The sequence below is a fragment of the Mesorhizobium sp. AR02 genome (assembly GCF_024746835.1).
Lineage (GTDB): Bacteria > Pseudomonadota > Alphaproteobacteria > Rhizobiales > Rhizobiaceae > Mesorhizobium.
Window position 1 is genome coordinate 5,133,754 of the sequence record NZ_CP080531.1, and the last position, 19,898, is coordinate 5,153,651.

Sequence of the window (19,898 nt, forward strand, 5' to 3'; positions counted from 1 at the left end):
GGCTTGACGGTTCCTGTCGCTGGCCGCATCCTATTTCCATGAAACTCGAACAAGCAGCGAAGCAGCTGGAAGCGCTCGGCAATCCGACGCGGCTGAACCTCTACCGTATCCTGGTCCGGGCCGGCGAGGCTGGCCGGCCGGTCGGCACTTTGCAGGAGAGTCTCGGCATCGCCGCCTCGACGCTGTCGCACCATCTGCACCGGCTGATCCTGACCGGGCTGGTCAGCCAGGAGCGGCAGGCGACGACGCTGATCTGCCGCGCCAACTATCCCATGATGAACGACCTGCTCGGCTTCCTGGCCGACGAATGCTGCGCCGATGCGGCTTGCAATCCGGCGGCGGGTGACGCAGCCGCCTGATTTTTTGTCTGTTATTTCGATAATACCGGAAGGATAGAAGCTATGGCCAAGCAAAACGATCTGCCCATCGCCGTCATCGGCGCCGGCCCGGTTGGCCTGGCGGCCGCCGCCCATCTCATGGCCTGGGGCCTGCCGGTGAAGCTCTATGAGGCCGGCAGCGATGTCGCGGCCAATTTGCGGGATTGGGGCCATGTCCGGGTGTTCACGCCCTGGCGCTATTGCGTCGACCAGGCAGCCGGCAAGCTGCTCGAAGGCCATGGCTGGCGGATGCCGGACGCGGAAGCGTTTCCGACCGCCGACGAACTCGTCGCGCACTATCTCAAGCCGCTCGCCAACCTGCCGGAACTCTCGCCGGCGATCGAAACCAATGCGCGTGTCGTCGCCATATCGCGCTGGGGCGCCGACAAGGTGCGCGGCAGTGAGCGCGCGACACGGCCGTTCATGCTCGTGGTCGAGACCGCTAATGGCACCAGGCGCGACAGCGCCCGCGCGGTCATCGACGCCTCGGGGACATGGCGCACGCCCAATCCGCTCGGCGCCGGCGGCATCGCCGCGGAGGGCGAGGCGGAATTCGCCGACCGTATCGCCTACGGCATCCCCGATGTTCTCTGTAGCGACCGCGCGCTTTATGCCGGCCGCACGACGCTGGTTGCGGGTTCCGGCCACTCGGCGGCCAACGCCTTGCTCGACCTTGCCAGGCTGGCGGAGGCCGAGCCCGGCACAGCCTTCATCTGGGCGGTGCGCGGAACCGACCTCGTGCGCATCTATGGCGGCGGCGACGCCGACCAGTTGCCGGCGCGCGGCGAACTCGGCGCCGATGTGCGCGACCTCGCCGAAAGCGGCCGCGTCAGGCTGGTGACCGGCTTTGCGACGCTTGCCATACACGAGCGGGACTGCCGGCTGATCGTCGAGGGGCAGGGCCAGCAGGGGTTGCTGCATCTCGGCCCCGTCGACCGCATCATCGCCGCGACCGGGCAGCGCCCGGACCTGTCGCTGACCAGGGAGCTCAGGCTCGATCTCGATCCGTGGCTGGAAAGCGTCAAGGCGCTCGGTCCGCTCATCGATCCCAACGAGCATTCCTGCGGCGACGTGCCGCCGCACGGACACCGCGAGCTCGGCCATCCGGAGCCGGGTTTCTACACGGTCGGCATCAAGAGCTATGGCCGTGCGCCGACCTTCCTGCTGTTGACCGGCTACGAGCAGGTCCGCTCGGTCGCGGCGGCGATCGCCGGCGACATGGCGGCGGCCGACACGGTGCAACTGGTGCTGCCCGAAACCGGTGTCTGCACGGTGCCGGCGGGCCGCGCTTCGCAGGGCTGTTGCGGCGGGCCGGCGCCGGTGGAGATCGATGCCTGTTGCGTGGCGGATGCCGACGCGAAAGCGGCCGGCAAAAGCGGTTGCGGCTGCACCGGCAAGATGGAAGCCGCCGAGTGACTGACGCCAAGATCCCCGCTTCCGCCATCTGGGCGCTGGGTGCCACCCAGATCATCGGCTATGGCACGCTCTATTACAGCTACAGCATCCTGGCGCCGGCGGTGGCGGCGGAGCTCGCCTGGTCGCAGCAATGGGTATTCGCCGTGCTGTCGGTGTCGCTGCTGGCAAGCGCCATTCTGGCGCCGTTTGCAGGCAGCCTCGCGGACCGGGTCGGGGCAGGGCGCCTGATGGTGCCGGGATCGCTGGCGGCGGCAGGCGCGTTGCTGCTGTGCGCGCTGGCGCCGGGGCGCGCCGGCTTTGCCCTTGGCGTGCTGGCCATGGAACTCGCCTCCTGCTTCGTGCTCTACAGCACGGCCTTCGTCGCCATCGTGCAGCTCGGCGGCGCGCGGCGCGGCATCACCCATCTGACTCTGATCGCCGGCTTCGCCTCGACCCTTTTCTGGCCGTTGACGACGCTGCTGCACCAGCATCTCGGCTGGCGCGAGGTGCTGGTTCTCTTTGCCGCGCTCAACGCCTTTGTCTGCCTGCCGATCCACTGGTGGCTGGCCAGGCTTTCGGGCCGTGCCGGCAAGGCGCGGGAGAGGATCATCCCGGTCACATCCGGCCTGCCGGGCGCCGTGCCCGGCCGGCGATGGTCGCCGCTGTTCGTCCTGGTGCTGGCCGGATTTGCCATAGAAGGCTTCATGCTTTCGGCTGTTCTCGTGCAGATGGTGCCGCTGCTCACTTTGGTCGGGCTTGGCGGGGCTTCGGTGCTGGTCGCAAGCCTGTTTGGCCCATCGCAAGTGGCGAGCCGGCTGGTCAACATGCTGTTCGGCCGAGGCCTGACGCAGACATCGCTGGCGCTCGGTGCGACCGCGGCATTGGCAGGCGGCCTTGCGGTGCTGCTCGTGGTGGCGCCCTCCGTTCCCGGCGCCATGCTGTTTGCCGTGCTTTTCGGCTTCGGCTCGGGCCTGATGAGCATTGTCGGCGGCACGCTGCCGCTCGAATTGTTCGGCCAGGAACGCTACGGCTCCTATGTCGGCTGGATCACGGCGGCGCGCCAGTTCAGTTCCGCCTTCGCCCCGTTCGGCCTCACCTTGATGATATCGGGCCTCGGCGTTTTCCCGGCACTGTGGCTCAATGTCGTGGTCGGCCTGTTCGGCATCGCGGCCTTCGCCGCCGTCGCGCTGATCAGCCGGCAATCGCGCAAGGGTGAGGAGAGCGGCACGGCCGCGGTCGCGCCGCACGCGGCTGGATGACCGTCTCCGGTGTCCCCAGATTTCGCGGACGGCCATCAGTTCGATCCGCTGTCGGCAACGGAAGCGTTGCCTTTGGCGGCCTGCCGGTCAAAGCTGCCCCGCAGCGCAATTCTAGAGCGTCCGCCATGACTGGAATGTTTCCCGCCACCTCCATGCCTGACCGCGATTGGTGGGAGGCGCTTTGGCCAGACCCGTCGGGCCTCTTGCTGTCGTTGGGTGTTGAGCCCGGCATGATGGCTCTGGACCTGTGCTGCGGCGACGGCTATTTCACCGCTCCGCTTGCGAAAATCGTCAGTGGCCGCGTCTATGCGCTCGACCTCGACCCGGAAATGATCGTGGCGGCCAAGGCCGAGGTGAAGCAGCTCGGCGTCTCGGTCCTGAAATGGATTGTCGCGGATGCCAGCGAAGTCGCGGAACTGATCCCTGAAAAGATCGATTTCGTGCTGATCGCCAACACCTTTCATGGCGTGCCCGATCAGCCAGCCCTTGTCAAAGCCGTAGCCCGCACGCTCAAGCTGCGCGGTCAGTTTGCGCTCGTCAATTGGCATCAGCTGCCGCGAGAGCACACGACCGTGCTGGGTCAGCCGCGCGGCCCCAGGACGGAGATGCGTATGTCACCCGAAGCGGTGGTGGCGCTTCTGGAGGCTGCTGGTTTCCGGCTTCTGCGAATGATTGATCTACCGCCGTATCACTATGGGGCGGTGTTCGAACTCGAGGGATGATGCGGAATTTCCCGGCCAGTTCAGAGGCGTGCGCCTGTTTCAGGTCTCTGGATTGGCCGCTACCGCAGGACGAACGCGCCGATGCTCCTGTGGAGAACATAGCCCGCAACGACAAAGATCAGCGCGGCAAAGATGCGGTTGAGCACGTTCTTGTAGGATGCCAGGCGAGTCGCCGCCAACATGCCGATCAAGCCGCCGCCAAGACCGCCAATGATGAATTCGCCGGCCAATTGCCAGTCAACCATTCCCGATTGTGCGTAGTTGAAGGCCGTGGCGAGACCGAAGGCCGCGACGGCAAGCAGGGACGTGCCTATCGCGTTGATTGTCGGCATTCCGGTGGCCAGGATCAGCCCGGGAACGATGAGGAAACCGCCACCAATGCCGAAGAAGCCGGAGGCCGCGCCGGCGACGATGGCGACTGCGGCGGTCATCGCGCACATTTTGGCGTCGACGGGCCGCACCGTGGTCGACGTGCTACGCCTGGGTCGGACCATCAAACCGCCGACCACCAGCATGAGCAGCCCGAACAAGAAAAGCAGATGCGCGCCGTCGATTGATTTTCCAAGCGTCGATCCCGCTAGAGCACCCACGGAATCCAGTGCGGCGAAGACAAGCGCGCAGCGCCACCAGACGTGACCCTTCAAGGCATAGCTGCCAAAGTTCGCGAATGCGTTGGCGGCCACCGCAAGCGCGCCGGTGCCGATGGCAATGTGGGGTTGGGCGACGCCGACGACATAGAGCAGGAGCGGCGTGGCAAGGATCGATCCGCCGCCGCCGACAAGGCCAAGGGTGAAACCGACCAGGCCCCCAGAGCCCAGGGCGGCAAACAATGTAGCGCTCATGATGGCCGCTCGACGAAGAAGCGGTCATGGGCAACCACGCCCGCCAGCATGAAGGCCACGAAGACCGGAGTTGGCGTCAGCCCAAGCGACAACGAAGCCATCACCGGGCCGGGGCAAAGCCCGCCCAGGCCCCATCCAAGGCCGAAGATCGCCGAACCGATGATCAGAGGGGCGTCGATCCGCGAGTTCGTTGGCACATGGAAACGATCCGCCAGCAGCGGTCGCGACATCCGCCTGAGCCAGGCCATGCCTCCCATCGCAACCGCGACGGCACCGCCCAGCACGAAGGCCAGGCTCGGATCCCACACGCCAAAGACATCGAGAAAGCCCTGGACGCGGACAGGATCGAGCATGCCCGACAGGGCCAGACCAAGCCCGAAAAGCGTGCCCGCGGCCAAAGCGGCAACAGGCTGTAGTTTGGTGTGTTTCACAAGACGGCTCCGCGAAGAAGCGCGACAGCCACGATGCCGCTCGCAAGGAATGTCAAGACCGCGGCGATCGAACGTGGCGATAGCCGGGCCAGCCCCATCACGCCATGACCGCTGGTGCAACCCGAGCCCATTCGAGATCCAAAACCGACCAGCAATCCCGCAAGCATGACCAAAGGCAGCGACGCCGTCACGGTCACGGTTGGCCAGTGGTGAAAAGCTGCGAAGTACACCACCGGGCCAAGCAGCAATCCGGCGACGAAGGCAGCGTTTGTCCAGACATCGATACCCTGGACCACCCTGCCGACAATCCCGCTTACGCCGGCGATCCTGCCGTTCAGGATCAGCAGGATGGCCGATGAAAGACCGATAAGGGCTCCACCAAGAAGGGATACGAGATAAGAGGTCATGGCCGGCCTTCCGAACAGAAGATCGTGTAAAGTGCTGCAACCAGTTGAGCGGCCTTCTCGGCGGTCAGCCGGTAGAATATCTGTTTCCCGTCCCGCCGCGTTTCCACAATGTTGGCGTCGCGCAACACCGTCAGTTGCTGGGAAAGGTTCGGTTGATGGATGTCGAGCATTTCTTCCAGCTGGCTGACCGAATACTCCCCTTCGACAAGGGTGCAGACGAGCATCAGCCGCATGGGATGTGCCAGGGTCTTCAGCAGAGCCGCCACTTCACCGGCGCGCGATTCCATGGCGGCGGGCGACATCTTCACTGCATCAGGCTGGATCTCGTTCACCACACTGCTCCTTGCAATGCATCGAGGGGAAATTTCAGATAGCGCGTACCGTTTGCTTCCGGCTCCGGCAGACGCCCCGCCTGGATGTTGACCTGCAAGGCATACAAGATGAGTTTCGGCATCGGCAGCGTTCGGTCACGCGCCACACGCAATCCGGCAAAGGCCTCTTCGTCCACGCCGGCCAGGTGTGCATTGGCGCGCTTCTGCTCGCCGACCGTGCTTTCCCACTTCGGCTCGCGTCCGCCCGGCTGGTAATCATGGCCTGTAAACAGGCGGGTTTGGACCGGAAGCTCCAGGATCTTCTGGATCGATTTCCACAGGATGCGCGCGTCACCACCGGGAAAGTCGGCACGAGCCGTGCCGCTGTCAGGCACGAAGATGGTGTCGTGAACAAAGGCCGCATTGCCGATCACGTAGGTGATCGACGCCAGGGTGTGACCGGGCGAAAACATCACGCGCGCCGCTATGGAACCGACCTTGAACGTGTCGCCCTCCGAGAACAGCCTGTCCCACTGCGAACCGTCGACAGGAAGTTCGGGCCAGTTGTAGATGCCCCGCCATAGGCGCTGGACATCGACCACCGGCGCTCCTATCGCGGTCGGGGCGCCCGTCTTCCCCTTCAGATACTGCGCGGCCGACAAATGGTCGGCGTGAGGATGGGTGTCGAGAATCCATTCGACGCTCAACCCGTTCTCAGCAACATAGGAAAGCATTGCGTCGGCGTTGCGCGTCGTGGTCGCTCCGGACTTCTCGTCGAAATCAAGAACCGGATCGACGATGGCGCATTTTCGGGTATCCGGGTCCGAAACCACATATTGCACGCTTCCTGTCCGGGGATCGAAGAACCCCTTCACCTCCGGTCTGAGTTGCCTGTGCGCTTCGAACCATCGCGACGCTGCCGACAGGTCCAAGCCGAGTTTCAAGCCGAGAGCCGCGATATCCAGGGATGACATACGGCCATCGAGTGCCTCGCCCAGTACATAAAGGGTCAGGGCACGCGTGCCGGTCTTGCAATGAGCAAAGACCGGGCCGCCGGCATCGGCCATAGCCGCCTGGAAGGCCCGCACGTCCGCCTCGGTGATGGTCGGCATCGTGACGGGTATGAAGGTGTAGGAAACACCGGCGTGACCGGCAACCTCCCGCTCGGCGGCGTTTCCGGGCTGGGAGGCCTCTTCCCCATTAGGTCGAGCGTTGATCATTCCCGCAAACCCATGGCCGGCAAGCGACCGGACTTCGGAAATCGAGGGCCGGGGACCGACGGTCAACACGTCATTTACACGGATCACAGTCATACCGACCACCTGGGCTTCAATCAATATACAATTTCATGTAATGTATAATGATGGCCCGCACAAGGGGTCTGCCTGGAAATGTTCGGCGGGTTGCGGAAGGCGGTCTGCGAGCGACCTTGAGGGAGGCGGGCGCGATCGCAGCGGCGCTGCTCAGCCTTTTACCCCCTGGGGCGCCGGGCCAGCGCGCGGATGCGGTCGGCGACCTTGCTGTCGATCGGGTTGTAGACCGTCAGGTTCAAATCAGGCCGGCCGTCGACAGCGAAGGACGAGTATTCCAGCTCGATGTCACCCAGTTCCGGGTGCTTCAGGCGCTTTGTGCCGTCACCATGGGCGAGCACGTCGTTCTCCTGCCATAACTTGGCGAATTCGGCGCTGCCGCTGCACAGTTCGTCCACCAGCTGGGTGACTTCGGAGACCGCGCCGGCACGCGCCGCATCGGCGCGGAAAGCGCCGACGACGAAACGGGCGAGGTTCTCCCAATCGTGCTGCTTGGCGCGGATGTGGGGCGTGAGGAACATGAAGCGCAGGACGTTGCGCCGGCCGGCGGGGATGGTGCCATAGTCGGTCAGCACGATCTCGGCGGCGCGGTTCCAGGCAACGACGTCCCAGGTCGCGGTCTTGACCAGAGCGGGGCTGGCATCGAGCGTGTCGATGAGGCGCTGCAGCCGGGGGCTGACGCCCTCGTCGCCCCGGTAGCGGACCTCGGGCGGGCGCCCGAGCCCGAGCATGAAGAGGTGTTCGCGCTCGGCCTCGGTCAGCAGCAGCCCCTTGGCGATGCGGTTCAGCACATCGGCCGAGGGCGCGCCGCCACGGCCCTGTTCCAGCCAGGTGTACCAGGTCGGGCTGATGTTGGCGCGCTGGGCGACCTCTTCGCGGCGCAGTCCCGGCGTGCGCCGGCGCCCGGAAAAGCCGAACGAGGCGGGATCGAGCCGGGTGCGCCGGTCTTTCAGGAAGGCAGCGAGCGTGCCGGGGGAACTGGTGGGCATCCTGTTAGGCATCCTGTTAAAGATTATACCATGATAAGATCACTACTTTAATGGAATAATAGACCGTCGATATTACGCAGGCAACCGCAGGAGATTTTGCATGCGTATCTTTCTCACCGGCGCGACCGGTTTCATCGGCTCGGCCATCGTTCCCGAACTCCTCCAGGCCGGCCATCAGGTGGTCGGCGTCACCCGCTCCGACGCCGGCGCCGAGGCGCTCACCGCCGCGGGCGCCGAGGTGCATCGCGGAACCCTCGAGGATCCCGAGAGCCTGCGCAGTGGCGCGGCCAAGGCGGACGCCGTGATCCACACCGCCTTCGACCATGATTTCTCACGCTTTGCCGAGAACTGCGAAAAGGACAAGCGTGTGATCGCCGCGCTCGGCGCCGCCATTGCCGGATCCGATCGCCCGCTGGTGATCACATCAGGCGTCGGCATGGGCAGCCCCGGACATGGCCAGCCGGCGGTCGAGGACGTCTTCAACGCCAGCCATCCCAATCCGCGCATCGCCTCGGAACTCGCTGGCAATGCCTTGCTGGAGGCCGGCGTCAACGTGTCGGTGGTGCGCCTGCCGCAAGTTCACAATCCGGTCAAGCAAGGGCTGATCTCGCCGCTCATCGAGATCGCGCGCCAGAAAGGCGTCTCGGCCTATGTCGGCGAAGGCCGCAACCGCTTTTCGGCGGGGCATCTCCTGGACGCGGCGCGGCTTTACCGGCTCGCGGTGGAAAAGCGTCAACCGGGCGCGCGTTACAACGCGGTCGGCGAGGAAGGTGTCGCGGTGCGCGCCATCGCCGAGGCGCTCGGCCGGGGCCTCAAATTGCCGGTCGTTTCGATCGCGCCGGAAAAGGCGGTGGAGCATTTCGGATGGATGGGAATGTTTGCTCCCATGGATCTGCCAGCCTCCAGCGCGCTGACCCAGGCAAGGCTCGGCTGGCATCCGACCGGCCCGACGCTGATCGCCGATCTGGACGCCATGCGGTATTGAGGCGCGTATAGAGCGACCTCAGCCGGGGCTGACGGTGTAGCGCAAGTGGATGAGCCCATGTGCAAGGGTTTCGCAGCTTGTCAGCGACAACTGCATCTTGCCCGCCAGGCCGCTTTCGCCGAACTCGACAAAACCCTGGTTTGCCGCCCGCGCATCGAGCGCGGGCGCGACGAGCAGGCTGAGCTCGTCGACAAGCCCTGCCGCGAAGAAGGAGCCGTTGATGCCGGCGCCGCCTTCGAGCAGCAGCCGGCGAATGCCGAGTTCACGTCCAAGCACGTCGAGCACCGCGGCGAGACCGATGTCAGTCGTTTCCGACACGATATAGGACACGCCGTCGGCGGCGAGCTCGGCCAGATGGCTGTCGGAGACGCCGTGTCCGAGCAGCACCACGACATGATCGCCGCCGACATCAGGCTTGGCAAAGTGCAGCTTGCCAGAGGCATCGAGCGCCACGGCAAAGCTGCCCGCATCGAGTTGGGCGAAATGATGCGGCCGCTCGACCTTGCCGATTTGCGCCGGCGGATGCGCGCCGGCCTTGCTCATCTCGGCCATGGTGACGCGACCGACGATCCAGCCGTCGCCTTCGAGATCTCCATGGATCTGTTCATAGAGGCCTGACCACTCGGCCAGGGTCCCGTCCGGGCTCGTGGTGTAGCGGCTCGGGTGCAGGCTGCCATCGAGCGAGGCGAGCATATGGCAGATGATGTGCGGCTTCATGCAATTCTCCGGGGATTATTTTTGGGGCGACATGCATCAGGCCGATTCAAGTTCCATCGCTTTCTCAGCCGCCTTGGCGAGAAACCCGGATCGCGTATAGCCATGAGCTTCGGCAAAGGCATCGATCCGTCGGAGAACGTCGTCCGGCAACGTCACGTTGATACGCACCGCCTTCCTGGCCTCGGTCCTGGCGGCGACCAGGATTGCGACACCGTCACGATTATCGGTGTCTGCCATCACAGCCTCCAGACTGGAAGGCTCTGGAATGGCTTCGCCATCCTCGACCAGCCCTTCGATGTGAAGGGTGAGCGCCTCCTCAGCCATGACTCGGGCGTCATCCAGATCCTTTCCGGCGGTAATCACGCCTGGGAAATCAGGGAAAGACACGCCGAAGTCGCTGCCGGCATCCTTATGGATAAGTCCGATATACTGCTTCATGTCCGTCACCTCAGTTTCAGTCCAGATTGCTTTTCGATGCTGCGTAGAGTGCCTATCGGGATATCGCGCTTGGGATGGGGAACCGTGACCCGCCCTTGCTTATCGCGGTGCTTGAATTGTGCATGGCTGCCCTTTCGGGCAACCTCGAACCAACCATCAGCTTGCAACAGGCGGATAATGTCAGCGCTATTAATGTGTATTTATACACACTGATAAGCAGCCTTTCAACCAAAATATGAAAGTCAGCTGGAGCCAATAAGCCGGGCAGATCGGCGGAGCGCCGCGTTTATCATGCGGGGCAGGAAACCCCGCATCCAAAATACCGATAATTCCGATAATTGGCCGCCCAGCACTGTTATATCGATGTTGCACAAATGGTTGACCCTGGGTTAGCATCCATTTGCTGATGCCGATGGGAGGCAGTTTTTGCAACGGCGGTCAGCTGGAGCGGCATGCGCTGTCCCGCGCAAGGAGGATGCTCCAACACTTTGAACCGACGCATGATCCTTCCTGAAACCGTCCCGGTTTCCGGGGCGTGCGTTCTTGTGGAGGAGGATCAACCATGAACAGACGTGAATTCCTGATGACGTCCGTGGCCGCGGGCGCGATGATGCTGGCCGCGCCTTCGGCATTCGCCGAAGACAAGCTCACCATCCTTGGCTCGGTGCCCAATCTCGGCTTTCCGTTCTTCGTGCACATGCTGAACGAGATCAAGGCGGAAGCCGCCGCCCAGGGCGTCAACCTGACCGAAAGCGACGGCCAGAACTCGGCCACCAAGCAGACCGCCGACATCGAGGCGGCGCTGGTGCAGAAGGTCAACGCCATCGTGATTTCGCCGCTCGACGTCAACGCGCTGGCGCCCGCCATCGAGGAAGCGGTCAAGGCCGGCGTTCCCGTGGTGACGATCGACCGCCGGGTCGACGGTGTCCAGGGCATTCTGGCCCATGTCGGCGCCGACAATGTCAAGGGCGGCGAGGCGGAGGCCAGCGCCATGGTGGCCGCGTTCCCCAACGGCGCCAAGCTGTTCCATCTGCAGGGCCAGCCGGGTGCGGGGCCCGCGATCGACCGCAACAAGGGCGTCCACAATGTGCTCGATCCCTTGAAGGACAAGTACCAGATCATCTTCGAGCAGACCGCCAACTTCGCGCGGGCCGAAGCGCTGTCGGTGACGGAAGCGGGGCTCGCCGCCAACGGCAAGCCGGACGCCATCATCTGCGCCAATGACGACATGGCGCTCGGCGCGCTCGAAGCCTGTGCTGCGCGCAACTTCACCGACGTCAAGATCTATGGTTTCGACGCGCTGCCGGAAGCGCTGGTTGCCGTCCGCGACGGCAAGCTCGCCGGCACGGTCGAACAGTTCCCCGGCCAGCAGTCGCGCACCGCCGTGCAGATCGCGGTCGCCTACGCCAAGAACAAGACCGAGCCGAAGGAGAAACTGGTGCTGTTGACGCCGATCGTCATCGGCAAGGACAATCTCGATAAGGCGGAGAGGTTGAGCGAGACGAAGTGAGGGTGATCAGCCGATTGGCAAGGCAGGCGGGGCATCGCCCCCCTCTGCCCTGCCGGGCATCTCCCCCGCAAGGGGGGAGATCTGCTGTTTGTTCTGCTTTCGCCAATTCTTCAACGCCGCAAGAAAGGGCGCTACAAATGATGCTGCCAATCTCCCCCCTTGCGGGGGAGATGTCCGGCAGGACAGAGGGGGGTGTTCGCGCGCTGACGGGACCGGCATGAATCGTATCCAAGGAGCCACCCTTGCCAGTTGAAGCCGCACCCGTCCTGCTCGCCGTCGAAGGTGTCACCAAGCATTTCTCCGGCGTCACCGCGCTGAGCGATGTCTCGCTCGACATCCGTCCCGGCGAAATCCTCGGCCTGCTCGGCGAAAACGGTGCCGGCAAATCGACGCTCTTGAAAATCCTGTCCGGCGTCATGCCGCCTTCCAGCGGCCGCATCACTTTCGACGGCACCGACTACGCGCCGTCCAGCCCGCAGGATGCCAAGCGGCTCGGCATCGTCACCATCTACCAGGAATTGAGCCTGATCCCGACGCTGACGGTGGCGGAGAACATTTTCATTGGCCGCGCGCCCACTGGCCCGCTTGGTCTGGTCAACTGGCGGCGAATGGAGGCGTCGTCGCGAGAAATCATCGCCCGCGTCGGCCTTTCCATCGATCCGATGACGCCGGTGTCGGCGCTGTCGGTGGCCGAGCAGCAGCTGGTCGAGATTGCCCGCGCCCTGTCGCTGAAGAGCCGGCTGATCATCATGGACGAGCCGACTTCGGCGCTGACCGAGACCGAGGTGCAGCGGCTTTTGTCGATCATGAACCGGCTGCGCCAGGACAAGGTCGCCATCATGTTCGTCACCCACCGGCTGGAGGAGGCGTCCGCCATCTGCGACCGCATGACCGTGCTGCGCGACGGCAGGCTGGCCGGGCATCTCGACCGCGACAAGGGACGACCGATCCAATTGCCGCGGATCATCGAGAAGATGGTCGGCCGCGCGGCCTCCGAACTCTATGCGCGGCCGGCGCAGCGCGCGGTGGCCGGCGATGTCGTGCTGTCGGTGCGCGGCTTGCGCACCGTGCGCGACCCCGAGGCACCGCATGCCATCGTGCTCGACGGCGTCGACATCGACCTCAAGGCCGGCGAAATCCTCGGCGTTGCCGGCCTCGTCGGCTCGGGCCGCACGGAGCTGGCGCGCGCCATTTTCGGTGCCGACCGCATCGCGGCGGGCACCATCACACTCGACGGCAAACAGATTGCGCCGGCCTCGCCGGCCGATGCCATTGCGTTGGGCATCGGCCTTGTGCCGGAAGACCGCAAGCATCAGGCGATCTTTGCCGCGTTGGGCATCCTGCCGAATTTCTCCGTCGCTTCGCTCGGCCGCTTCAGCAACGGTTTTGGCTTCATGGCCGAGCGGCGCGAGCGCGATGCGCTGTCGGGTTTCAGAAAGATGCTGTCGATCCGCATGGCCTCGGCCGAGCAGGCGATCGAGGGCCTGTCGGGCGGCAACCAGCAGAAGGTGATCCTGGCGCGCTGGCTCGCACGCGACCCAAAGGTGCTGATCGTCGACGAGCCGACGCGCGGCGTCGATGTCGGCGCCAAGGCCGAGGTGCACCAGATCCTGGTGCAATTGGCAGCGCGCGGCATAGCGGTGATGATGATCTCGTCCGAGCTGCCCGAAGTGCTGGCGGTGTCGGACCGCATCGTCACCATGCGCCGGGGCCGCATCACTGGTGAGATGCCGGGCGTCGAGGCAAACGAGGAAAAACTGATGGAACTGATGGCGCTCGACAAGAAGCCACAGGACGAGGGGCAGGCGCTATGAGCGTGACGGAACAGAGCGAGCGTGGCGGCATCAATTTCGCGCGGTTGTTGATGAGTTTCGGGCCGCTGCTGTTCCTGGCGGCGCTGGTCGTCGTCTTCACCGTGCTGAAGCCGAGCTTCATCGACCCGATCAATTTGTTCAACATCACGCGGCAGATCTCGATCACCGGGCTGATCGCGCTCGGCATGACCTTCGTCATCCTCACCGCCGGCATCGACCTCTCGGTCGGCTCGCTGCTCGCCTTCTGCGGCATGGTCGCGGCCGTCGTCGCCAAGGGCGGCACCGCCAACACGCTGTCGCTGTCGACGTCAGGCACACAAGGCTATGGCTGGTTCGCGGCACTGCTTGCCGCCGTCATTGTCGGCGCCGCCGCCGGCGGCGTGCAGGGGCTTGCCATCACCAGGCTGAAAGTGCCGCCCTTCGTCGTCACGCTGGGCGGCCTGACGGTGTTTCGCGGGCTGACGCTGACCATCTCCAATGGCGGCCCGATCTCGGGCTTCGATGCCTCGATGCGCTGGTTCGGCACCGGGCTGATCGGCCCGGTGCCGGTGCCGGCGATCATCTTCGCCATTGCCGCCATCCTGTGCCATATCGTGCTGCGCTACACGCGCTATGGCCGCGCCGTCTATGCCGTCGGCGGCAATGCCGAGGCGGCGCGGCTGTCCGGCCTGCGCGTCGATCGCATCCTGGTCTCGGTCTATGTCATTGTCGGCTTCTTCGCCGGGCTGGCCGCCTTCGTGCTGTCGGCCAGGCTGAACTCTTCGGAAGCGGTCGCCGGCATCGGCTACGAGCTGACGGTCATCTCCGCCGTCGTCATCGGCGGCACCTCGCTGTTCGGCGGCATCGGCTCGGTCGGCGGTACGGTGGTGGGCGCGGCGCTGATCGGCGTGCTTCAGAACGGGCTGCAGTTCAACAATGTCTCGTCCTACACGCAGAGCATTGTGATCGGGCTGATCCTGATCCTGGCGGTGGCGTTCGACAGGTGGCTGAAGTCGCGGGTGCGAAGGTGAGGAGAGGTTTACGCCCAGGCACCCCCCTCTGTCCTGCCGGACATCTCCCCCGCAAGGGGGGAGATCGGCAGTTTCGTCTTCATCGCTTTTTCTTCAACGTTGAAAATTAGCGAAGGCAGTCATGACATCCAATCTCCCCCCTTGCGGGGGAGATGTCCGGCAGGACAGAGGGGGGCGCCTCGCATCAACAGACATCATTTCACCCCGGCAGCTTCTCCTCAATCACCCGCGCCGACCCCCGCACCAACTGCCCGGTATGGTCGAAGCTCAGCACCACCACCCAGTTGAAGACATCGTCAGGCCATTTGCCGTTCGGCAGCAGCGCCTGCGGGTCGGCGCCGAAGGCCTTGATGAGCTTTCCCAGCTGGCTGTGATGCCAAGCGATCAGGATCGACTTGCCGTGGCTTTCGGTCGACAGCGCGGCGACGAGGTTCTGGACTTCCCTGTCGGCGAAGCGCTGGTCGATGGGCAGTTTCAGAGCCTCGCTGAGCGGCGTCAGCGTCAGCCGTTCGCGCGCGCTGTTCTTGGAATCGGCACTGGCCACCAGCATATCGGGCCGGAAGGGCGTGCCGTCGAGCATGAAAGGCTGGAAATAGGCGACATAGGCTTGCGCGCGGGCTTCGCCGGCGGGCGACAGGCCGGGACCACTGTCGGGCTTTTCGCCATGGCGAACGATCAGCACCGTGGTGTTGGCAAGTCCGGTCGTGCTGTCGCCGGCGGCATGGGCGGAAAGAGCGAGCGCCATGATCCACAGGGCTGCGAGAATAAAGCGTTTCATGACGGGTCCTTCCGGCGGTTTTCGCAGCACCAATCAGCGCAGCAATCCGACGGAATCAGGGCCGGCGTGATGTCAGGCCAGCCGGATGGGCAAATGCAGGCGTCTCAAGCCGCTTCGAGCGCCCACAAACGATGGCCATAGCGGCGGAAGAAGCGCGCCACAAGCCGTTGCTGCCTGGCCCTGAGAGACCGTTTTGAAAATCGGCTTGCTATGGGTTCCGTCTGAGGCTGGGTTATGATTCAAGCTGTGGATGTGGACAAAACAGAGCCGTGGCCGGATGGCCCAGATTGCCAAGAAGACCAAGCGCTACCCGTCTGATTTGACGGACGAGGAGTGGGAGCAGTTCGCACCGCTGATGCCCAAGCCTGGGCGTCGCGGTCGTCCGCGCGAGGTTGATTTCCGGGAGGTGGTCAACGCCGTGCGCTACCTGGTCCGCTCCGGTTGCGGTTGGCGGATGCTGCCGATCCATTTCGGGTCCTGGCAAACAGTCTATGGCTGGTTCCGGGAACTGGCGCGGCGGTTTCTGTTCCAGACCATCCACGACGTGGCGCTGATGCTGGATCGCGAGCGAGCCGGGCGCGAGGCCAGTCCCACGGCTGGTGTGATCGACAGCCAGTCGGTCAAGGCTCCGCAAGCTGAAACAAGGGGTTACGACGCCGGCAAGAAGATTGTCGGCCGCAAGCGACACATCGCCGTCGATACGGATGGGCGGCTGTTGATGGTCAACCTCACCACCGCCGATATCTCCGACAGTGCCGGCGCTCAGGCGATCCTGGATGGTATCCGCAAGCGCTGGCCCTGGGTGAAGCATCTGTTCGCCGACGGCGCCTATGACCGGCTGAAGCTCATGGACAAAGCCGCCTATCTCGACTTCGTGGTCGAGATCATCCGTCGATCCGATGACCAGAAGGGCTTCCAGATACTGCCTCGCCGCTGGGTCGTCGAGCGGACCTTCGGCTGGATGACAAGATGGCGCCGCCTGGTGCGCGACTACGAGCAGCGCATCGACGTCTCTCACGCCATGATCCTTGTCGCAATGGGAGGCAATCTCATCCGCCGAAACGCTCATCCGTGAATTTCAAAACGGACTCTGACGAGATCGGGCAGGCGCCGCTGCTGGCGCCAGCGCGGCATGTTGCGCCAGCAGGCGATGAAGCGGGTGGTGTCCTCGATGGCCTCGTCCGCCGACAGTGCCGGGCCGATCGCGGCCAGGAACAGCGGCTCCGACTGTTTGAGCTTGTCGATGACGGCCTTGCGTCTGAAATGGTCGTGGCGGGCCTGCGCAATGCCGTTGCGGCGGATCGTCTCGAAGGCTTCGAGCAGAGCAGGGCTGTCGCCGGTGTAACCGCAGACGCGGGCGAAATCGGCGGCATCCATCACTGCTCCCGGGTCTGATGCGGCAGGCGACTCACATTTGTGAGTTTATAAAAGCATAACTCAAAAAATGATAAAAGGGAAACTTTTGGGAAAGTGTTAAAACTGCGACTCGACTCCCGGCTCAAAACACAGGAATATGCGAACAAATCAGGAACAAAATGCGAGGAGGGGCGATGGCTTTACCAGGCGGGGAACCGGTGATCGCGCAGGTCGCCTCGATCTCGGTCGAATGTGCCGATTGCGGTCGTAACAGGTGGTGGCGACCCGATCAGCTGAAGCGGTTCGGGGTGAACGGCAATACGCCGCTGGCGGAGCTTTCGGGCCGCATCGTCTGCTCGGCCTGCCGCGCCGACGGGCTGCCGGGCACGGCGGTGTCGATCCAGGCCGCCTTCATCGACGAGCGCCAGCGGGTGCGCAGCGAGGCGCAGATGCTGAGCGAGCGGGAGGTGCTGGTGGAGGGGGCGAGAAGGGCTTGAGGGGGGCGCCGGCGCAGGTTTTTCCTTCTCCTCTTGTGCGAGAAGGTGGATTGGCGCGCAGCGCCAAGACGGATGAGGGGTGTTCCAGGGAACGCCAGCGTCTCACCGTGGTGCATCTTGAGGTGATTTTAACGAGGCGAGGGGCGACAGATCTCCGGCGCCGCGTTCCGTCACCCACCCCTCATCCGTCTCGGCGGCTGACGCGCCGATCCGCCTTCTCCCACAGGGGTGTTTGGACCGGAGACATCGCGAACAGGTGTGCGAGGACATCGCGAACAGTTTTGCGCTTTTGCGCGAGGGGGTTCGGGATGCCATTCGAGGACAGAAGCGCGATGAAGCAGAAGGAAGAGTTTGTGCGCCTGGCGCTAGCGCCTGGGGCGAATGTGAGCCTTTTGTGCCGGCGCTTCGGTATCGGCCGGACCTGTGGCCACAAGTTGCTTTCGCGCTATCGGATCGAGGGCGAGGCTGGACTGGTTGAGCAGTCTCGTCGGCCGCGGTCGAGCCCGGCACGCAGCGCGCCGGAGGTGGAAGCGGCAGCCGTTTCGGTGCGTGTGGCGCATCCCGCCTGGGGTGGGCGCAAGATCGCGCGCGTGCTCGCCCGCGAAGGTATTGGCACGCCGGCGGCCTCGACGGTGACCGGCATCCTGCGCCGCCACGGTATCGAACTGGGGGCGTTGGGCGGCGGAGCCCAGCCTTTCATTCGCTTCGAGCATGCCGCCCCCAACGACCTGTGGCAGATGGACTTCAAGGGGCACGTTGCCTTGCGTACCGGCCGGCTGCACCCGCTTACCGTGCTCGACGACCATTCGCGCTTCTCGGTCGCGCTGTCGGCTTGCGCCGACCAGACCACCGAGACCGTAAAAGCCCGGCTGATCACCGCCTTCCGTCGCTACGGACTGCCGTGGCGCATCGCCACCGACAATGGTCCGCCTTGGGGCGATGGCGGCCGCAACGACTTCACCTTGCTCACCGTCTGGCTGATCGAAACGGGCATCACCATGAGCCACTCCAGGCCTTGCCATCCGCAGACACTCGGCAAGGACGAGCGCTTCCATCGTTCGCTCAAGGCCGAGGCACTGCAGGGACCGCCCTTCGCCGATCTCGCCGAGGCCCAGGATGCATTCGACCAGTGGCGCCACGTCTACAACGCCCAGCGTCCCCACGACGCGCTGGACGGCGGCGTGCCGCTCGATCGCTACCAAGCCTCGCAGCGCCAGTATCGCGAAACTGTCGAGCCGTTCGAATACGCTAAGGACGATCTCATCCGCCGCGTTCAGCAGCACGGCTTCGTCTCCATTCTTGGCCGCTCAATGCGCTTGTGCAGGGCCTTCGCGGGAAAGTCCGTCGCCTTCAGGCCTACCAACACAGATGGCGTCTTCGACACATGGTTCAGACATCAGAAAATAGAAACCATCGACCTCAACACCTTGGCTCGATAGCATGCAAAACTGTTCGCGATGTCCTCGCACACCTGTTCGCGATGTCTCCGGTCCAAACAACGGGGAGAAGGAAGAGGCGCTAATACCCCAGCAATTCCTTCAACGGAATCACCCGCCAGACATGCTTGATCGCATAGCGGTTGAAGGTCAGGGTTTTCGGCGGATTGTACTGCTCGACCACCAGTTCGCCCGCCGTGCGCTTGACCAGCTTCTTGACGAAGGCCTTGCCGTTCTTTTCGTTTTCTTCCGGAAACGTCTCGATCACCACATGGTCGCCGGGCACGGCGTCGCGGCCGCCGCAATAGATGAGGTCTCCGGGTTCGTAGCGCGGCACCATGGAATCGGACAGCACATGCAGCGCGAAGACTTTCGGCAGGTGGCGCACGCCCGGCGGGCGCTGGACGTAGCCGGCGGGTTCGCCGTTGAAGGTGAAGTCGCCGTCATCGCCGCCGACCGCGGCGCCCAGCACTTCGATATCCATTGATCCGGCGGGCAGCGGGCCGGCATCGGTGACGATCTCGGCATCGGCGACCGGGCCGGCATCGTCGAGGAAGACGACCTGTCCTTGGCCCAGCGCCACGGGGTCGACGCGCAGGAAGGCGGCGGTCTTCAACAGGTTCTCGGTCTTGGGCAGATTGCGGCCGGTTTCCCAATTGCCGACGGCGGCGACATCGGTGTCGTTGTGCTCGGCAATGTGGCGCATGACGAGGCCGCGCTGCTTGCGCGCCTGGCGGATCGCCGCCCCGACCTTGATCGACAGTTCCGTTTTTGCCATGGCGCCCATGTGAGCGATGAAAGCGGCTCTCGTCTATGAAAGAATGGCTTGCATCTATTTTTGAGTTATGCTTATATCTGGCCATGCAGAACCTGTCCAGCTTTCATGGCGCGGTAGCGCCAGCCTCCCGTGAGGCAAACCCGACGACTGATGTCGCCAACCATTCCCTTCCGTCCCGGCCGTCCTCCTCCCCGGCCGGGGCGAAGCCCGAGCGCCTTGATGCCTCGGGTCCGGTCCGCCCGTCACCGGCGGCCGGAACGGCCGGAGCCGCCGCTCCCCTCGGCTCCGGCCCCCCATTCGACCGGCACGCTTTATCTGCCGGTCCATATGCGCGCTCCTGCATCCGCACGCAGGACGGCACCGTCATCCTGTTCGAGCCGATGACGGGCAGGGCGGTTTCCGCCCCCGACAGAAAGACCGCCGAGGCGCGGCTGGCGCGCCTCGGGGCCGGGCTCCGCTCCGGCTGATCCAGCCGCAAGCCGGCTTTCGCACCGAACACCCCTGACCGTGGCCCCGACCGGGCCCGAACCCCGACG

General features: G+C 64.4%; 23 protein-coding genes and 1 pseudogene. 12 read left to right on the forward strand and 12 right to left on the reverse strand.

What is annotated here, in order from left to right; translation table 11 throughout:
* Positions 1-38 precede the first annotated feature (38 nt).
* From DBIPINDM_RS28945 to DBIPINDM_RS28960, 4 genes are all read left to right on the forward strand, one after another.
* A complete protein-coding gene (locus tag DBIPINDM_RS28945) occupies positions 39-359 on the forward strand; it encodes an ArsR/SmtB family transcription factor (protein ID WP_258582397.1) in 321 nt (106 codons plus the stop codon).
* Between the two features lie 42 nt (positions 360-401).
* A complete protein-coding gene (locus tag DBIPINDM_RS28950) occupies positions 402-1,793 on the forward strand; it encodes a flavoprotein (RefSeq protein WP_258582398.1) in 1,392 nt (463 codons plus the stop codon).
* A complete protein-coding gene (arsK, locus tag DBIPINDM_RS28955) occupies positions 1,790-3,031 on the forward strand; it encodes an arsenite efflux MFS transporter ArsK (RefSeq protein WP_258582399.1) in 1,242 nt (413 codons plus the stop codon). Before DBIPINDM_RS28950 ends, arsK begins: the two co-directional genes overlap by 4 nt.
* A gap of 152 nt (positions 3,032-3,183) precedes the next feature.
* Positions 3,184-3,753: a class I SAM-dependent methyltransferase gene (locus DBIPINDM_RS28960; protein ID WP_258582400.1), complete on the forward strand. Its 570-nt coding sequence runs from the start codon at positions 3,184-3,186 to the stop codon at positions 3,751-3,753.
* Between the two features lie 59 nt (positions 3,754-3,812).
* Here the strand turns inward: DBIPINDM_RS28960 and DBIPINDM_RS28965 are convergent, their stop codons facing one another.
* The 6 genes from DBIPINDM_RS28965 to DBIPINDM_RS28990 form a co-directional block, all read right to left on the reverse strand.
* Positions 3,813-4,595, reverse strand: a complete 783-nt coding sequence (locus DBIPINDM_RS28965) for a sulfite exporter TauE/SafE family protein (protein WP_258582401.1) — start codon at positions 4,593-4,595, stop codon at positions 3,813-3,815.
* On the reverse strand, positions 4,592-5,026 hold the full coding sequence (locus DBIPINDM_RS28970) for a YeeE/YedE family protein (protein ID WP_258582402.1): 435 nt from the start codon (positions 5,024-5,026) through the stop codon (positions 4,592-4,594). Before DBIPINDM_RS28970 ends, DBIPINDM_RS28965 begins: the two co-directional genes overlap by 4 nt.
* Complete coding sequence (locus DBIPINDM_RS28975) at positions 5,023-5,433, reverse strand: YeeE/YedE family protein (protein WP_258582403.1); 411 nt, start codon at positions 5,431-5,433, stop codon at positions 5,023-5,025. The genes DBIPINDM_RS28970 and DBIPINDM_RS28975 overlap by 4 nt, the downstream gene beginning before the upstream one ends.
* Positions 5,430-5,735: a sulfite-sensing transcriptional repressor BigR gene (gene bigR / locus DBIPINDM_RS28980; protein ID WP_258589369.1), complete on the reverse strand. Its 306-nt coding sequence runs from the start codon at positions 5,733-5,735 to the stop codon at positions 5,430-5,432. Before bigR ends, DBIPINDM_RS28975 begins: the two co-directional genes overlap by 4 nt.
* Before the next feature lie 26 nt (positions 5,736-5,761).
* Positions 5,762-7,057 carry a bifunctional sulfur transferase/dioxygenase Blh gene (gene blh, locus DBIPINDM_RS28985; RefSeq protein ID WP_258589370.1) on the reverse strand — a complete coding sequence of 432 codons (1,296 nt, stop codon included), beginning with the start codon at positions 7,055-7,057 and terminating at the stop codon, positions 5,762-5,764.
* Between the two features lie 158 nt (positions 7,058-7,215).
* Positions 7,216-8,055: a helix-turn-helix transcriptional regulator gene (locus tag DBIPINDM_RS28990; RefSeq protein WP_416361718.1), complete on the reverse strand. Its 840-nt coding sequence runs from the start codon at positions 8,053-8,055 to the stop codon at positions 7,216-7,218.
* Between the two features lie 88 nt (positions 8,056-8,143).
* Between DBIPINDM_RS28990 and DBIPINDM_RS28995 the strand changes: the two genes are divergently transcribed.
* Complete coding sequence (locus DBIPINDM_RS28995; protein ID WP_258582405.1) at positions 8,144-9,028, forward strand: SDR family oxidoreductase; 885 nt, start codon at positions 8,144-8,146, stop codon at positions 9,026-9,028.
* A gap of 18 nt (positions 9,029-9,046) precedes the next feature.
* On the opposite strand, the gene DBIPINDM_RS29000 is transcribed toward DBIPINDM_RS28995, so the two are convergent.
* From DBIPINDM_RS29000 to DBIPINDM_RS29010, 3 genes are read right to left on the reverse strand one after another with little or no spacing between them, the layout of a single operon-like run.
* The gene (locus DBIPINDM_RS29000; RefSeq protein ID WP_258582406.1) at positions 9,047-9,745 is read right to left on the reverse strand and encodes a RibD family protein; all 699 of its coding nucleotides are present in this window, start codon (positions 9,743-9,745) and stop codon (positions 9,047-9,049) included.
* A gap of 36 nt (positions 9,746-9,781) precedes the next feature.
* Positions 9,782-10,183: a type II toxin-antitoxin system HicB family antitoxin gene (locus tag DBIPINDM_RS29005; RefSeq protein WP_258582407.1), complete on the reverse strand. Its 402-nt coding sequence runs from the start codon at positions 10,181-10,183 to the stop codon at positions 9,782-9,784.
* Positions 10,184-10,188: 5 nt separating this feature from the next.
* Positions 10,189-10,377 (reverse strand): type II toxin-antitoxin system HicA family toxin, encoded by a 189-nt coding sequence (locus DBIPINDM_RS29010; protein WP_183461718.1) that lies wholly within the window; start codon positions 10,375-10,377, stop codon positions 10,189-10,191.
* 368 nt (positions 10,378-10,745) lie between these two features.
* Here DBIPINDM_RS29010 and DBIPINDM_RS29015 point away from each other — a divergent pair, with 368 nt between their 5' ends.
* The 4 genes and pseudogenes from DBIPINDM_RS29015 to DBIPINDM_RS29025 all read left to right on the forward strand — a co-directional run bounded on the left by DBIPINDM_RS29015 (position 10,746) and on the right by DBIPINDM_RS29025 (position 14,517).
* On the forward strand, positions 10,746-11,693 hold the full coding sequence (locus DBIPINDM_RS29015) for a substrate-binding domain-containing protein (RefSeq protein WP_096448447.1): 948 nt from the start codon (positions 10,746-10,748) through the stop codon (positions 11,691-11,693).
* A 326-nt stretch (positions 11,694-12,019) separates the two neighbouring features.
* Positions 12,020-12,400, forward strand: a pseudogene (locus tag DBIPINDM_RS43680) (ATP-binding cassette domain-containing protein); the annotation flags it as partial.
* Between the two features lie 42 nt (positions 12,401-12,442).
* Positions 12,443-13,507 (forward strand): sugar ABC transporter ATP-binding protein, encoded by a 1,065-nt coding sequence (locus DBIPINDM_RS29020; RefSeq protein ID WP_416361797.1) that lies wholly within the window; start codon positions 12,443-12,445, stop codon positions 13,505-13,507.
* Entirely contained in the window at positions 13,504-14,517 is a 1,014-nt protein-coding gene (locus DBIPINDM_RS29025) for an ABC transporter permease (RefSeq protein ID WP_258582409.1), read from the forward strand. Before DBIPINDM_RS29020 ends, DBIPINDM_RS29025 begins: the two co-directional genes overlap by 4 nt.
* Before the next feature lie 199 nt (positions 14,518-14,716).
* On the opposite strand, the gene DBIPINDM_RS29030 is transcribed toward DBIPINDM_RS29025, so the two are convergent.
* Positions 14,717-15,295: a flagellar basal body-associated protein FliL gene (locus DBIPINDM_RS29030; RefSeq protein WP_258582410.1), complete on the reverse strand. Its 579-nt coding sequence runs from the start codon at positions 15,293-15,295 to the stop codon at positions 14,717-14,719.
* A gap of 250 nt (positions 15,296-15,545) precedes the next feature.
* On the opposite strand from DBIPINDM_RS29030, the gene DBIPINDM_RS29035 reads away from it, so the two are divergent.
* Positions 15,546-16,370 (forward strand): IS5 family transposase, encoded by an 825-nt coding sequence (locus tag DBIPINDM_RS29035; protein WP_258582411.1) that lies wholly within the window; start codon positions 15,546-15,548, stop codon positions 16,368-16,370.
* On the opposite strand, the gene DBIPINDM_RS29040 is transcribed toward DBIPINDM_RS29035, so the two are convergent.
* Positions 16,361-16,672, reverse strand: a complete 312-nt coding sequence (locus tag DBIPINDM_RS29040) for a hypothetical protein (protein ID WP_258582412.1) — start codon at positions 16,670-16,672, stop codon at positions 16,361-16,363. The genes DBIPINDM_RS29035 and DBIPINDM_RS29040 overlap by 10 nt on opposite strands.
* A 173-nt stretch (positions 16,673-16,845) precedes the next feature.
* On the opposite strand from DBIPINDM_RS29040, the gene DBIPINDM_RS29045 reads away from it, so the two are divergent.
* Positions 16,846-17,148, forward strand: coding sequence for a hypothetical protein (locus DBIPINDM_RS29045; RefSeq protein ID WP_258582413.1), 303 nt, complete (start codon positions 16,846-16,848; stop codon positions 17,146-17,148).
* A 308-nt stretch (positions 17,149-17,456) separates the two neighbouring features.
* Positions 17,457-18,587 carry an IS481 family transposase gene (locus DBIPINDM_RS29050; protein ID WP_258582414.1) on the forward strand — a complete coding sequence of 377 codons (1,131 nt, stop codon included), beginning with the start codon at positions 17,457-17,459 and terminating at the stop codon, positions 18,585-18,587.
* Between the two features lie 79 nt (positions 18,588-18,666).
* Here the strand turns inward: DBIPINDM_RS29050 and DBIPINDM_RS29055 are convergent, their stop codons facing one another.
* The gene (locus DBIPINDM_RS29055; protein ID WP_258582415.1) at positions 18,667-19,371 is read right to left on the reverse strand and encodes an XRE family transcriptional regulator; all 705 of its coding nucleotides are present in this window, start codon (positions 19,369-19,371) and stop codon (positions 18,667-18,669) included.
* Between the last annotated feature and the right edge of the window lie 527 nt (positions 19,372-19,898).

Coding starts and splice junctions, on each gene's coding strand:
- DBIPINDM_RS28945 (WP_258582397.1), top strand. CDS start 39: ATGAAACTCGAACAAGCAGCGAAGCAGCTGGAAGCGCTCGGCAATCCG.
- DBIPINDM_RS28950 (WP_258582398.1), top strand. CDS start 402: ATGGCCAAGCAAAACGATCTGCCCATCGCCGTCATCGGCGCCGGCCCG.
- DBIPINDM_RS28960 (WP_258582400.1), top strand. CDS start 3,184: ATGCCTGACCGCGATTGGTGGGAGGCGCTTTGGCCAGACCCGTCGGGC.
- DBIPINDM_RS28965 (WP_258582401.1), bottom strand. CDS start 4,595: ATGAGCGCTACATTGTTTGCCGCCCTGGGCTCTGGGGGCCTGGTCGGT.
- DBIPINDM_RS28975 (WP_258582403.1), bottom strand. CDS start 5,433: ATGACCTCTTATCTCGTATCCCTTCTTGGTGGAGCCCTTATCGGTCTT.
- bigR (WP_258589369.1), bottom strand. CDS start 5,735: ATGTCGCCCGCCGCCATGGAATCGCGCGCCGGTGAAGTGGCGGCTCTG.
- blh (WP_258589370.1), bottom strand. CDS start 7,057: ATGACTGTGATCCGTGTAAATGACGTGTTGACCGTCGGTCCCCGGCCC.
- DBIPINDM_RS28990 (WP_416361718.1), bottom strand. CDS start 8,055: ATGCCTAACAGGATGCCCACCAGTTCCCCCGGCACGCTCGCTGCCTTC.
- DBIPINDM_RS28995 (WP_258582405.1), top strand. CDS start 8,144: ATGCGTATCTTTCTCACCGGCGCGACCGGTTTCATCGGCTCGGCCATC.
- DBIPINDM_RS29000 (WP_258582406.1), bottom strand. CDS start 9,745: ATGAAGCCGCACATCATCTGCCATATGCTCGCCTCGCTCGATGGCAGC.
- DBIPINDM_RS29005 (WP_258582407.1), bottom strand. CDS start 10,183: ATGAAGCAGTATATCGGACTTATCCATAAGGATGCCGGCAGCGACTTC.
- DBIPINDM_RS29015 (WP_096448447.1), top strand. CDS start 10,746: ATGAACAGACGTGAATTCCTGATGACGTCCGTGGCCGCGGGCGCGATG.
- DBIPINDM_RS29020 (WP_416361797.1), top strand. CDS start 12,443: ATGGACGAGCCGACTTCGGCGCTGACCGAGACCGAGGTGCAGCGGCTT.
- DBIPINDM_RS29025 (WP_258582409.1), top strand. CDS start 13,504: ATGAGCGTGACGGAACAGAGCGAGCGTGGCGGCATCAATTTCGCGCGG.
- DBIPINDM_RS29030 (WP_258582410.1), bottom strand. CDS start 15,295: ATGAAACGCTTTATTCTCGCAGCCCTGTGGATCATGGCGCTCGCTCTT.
- DBIPINDM_RS29035 (WP_258582411.1), top strand. CDS start 15,546: ATGTGGACAAAACAGAGCCGTGGCCGGATGGCCCAGATTGCCAAGAAG.
- DBIPINDM_RS29040 (WP_258582412.1), bottom strand. CDS start 16,672: ATGGATGCCGCCGATTTCGCCCGCGTCTGCGGTTACACCGGCGACAGC.
- DBIPINDM_RS29045 (WP_258582413.1), top strand. CDS start 16,846: ATGGCTTTACCAGGCGGGGAACCGGTGATCGCGCAGGTCGCCTCGATC.
- DBIPINDM_RS29050 (WP_258582414.1), top strand. CDS start 17,457: ATGCCATTCGAGGACAGAAGCGCGATGAAGCAGAAGGAAGAGTTTGTG.
- DBIPINDM_RS29055 (WP_258582415.1), bottom strand. CDS start 19,371: ATGGGCGCCATGGCAAAAACGGAACTGTCGATCAAGGTCGGGGCGGCG.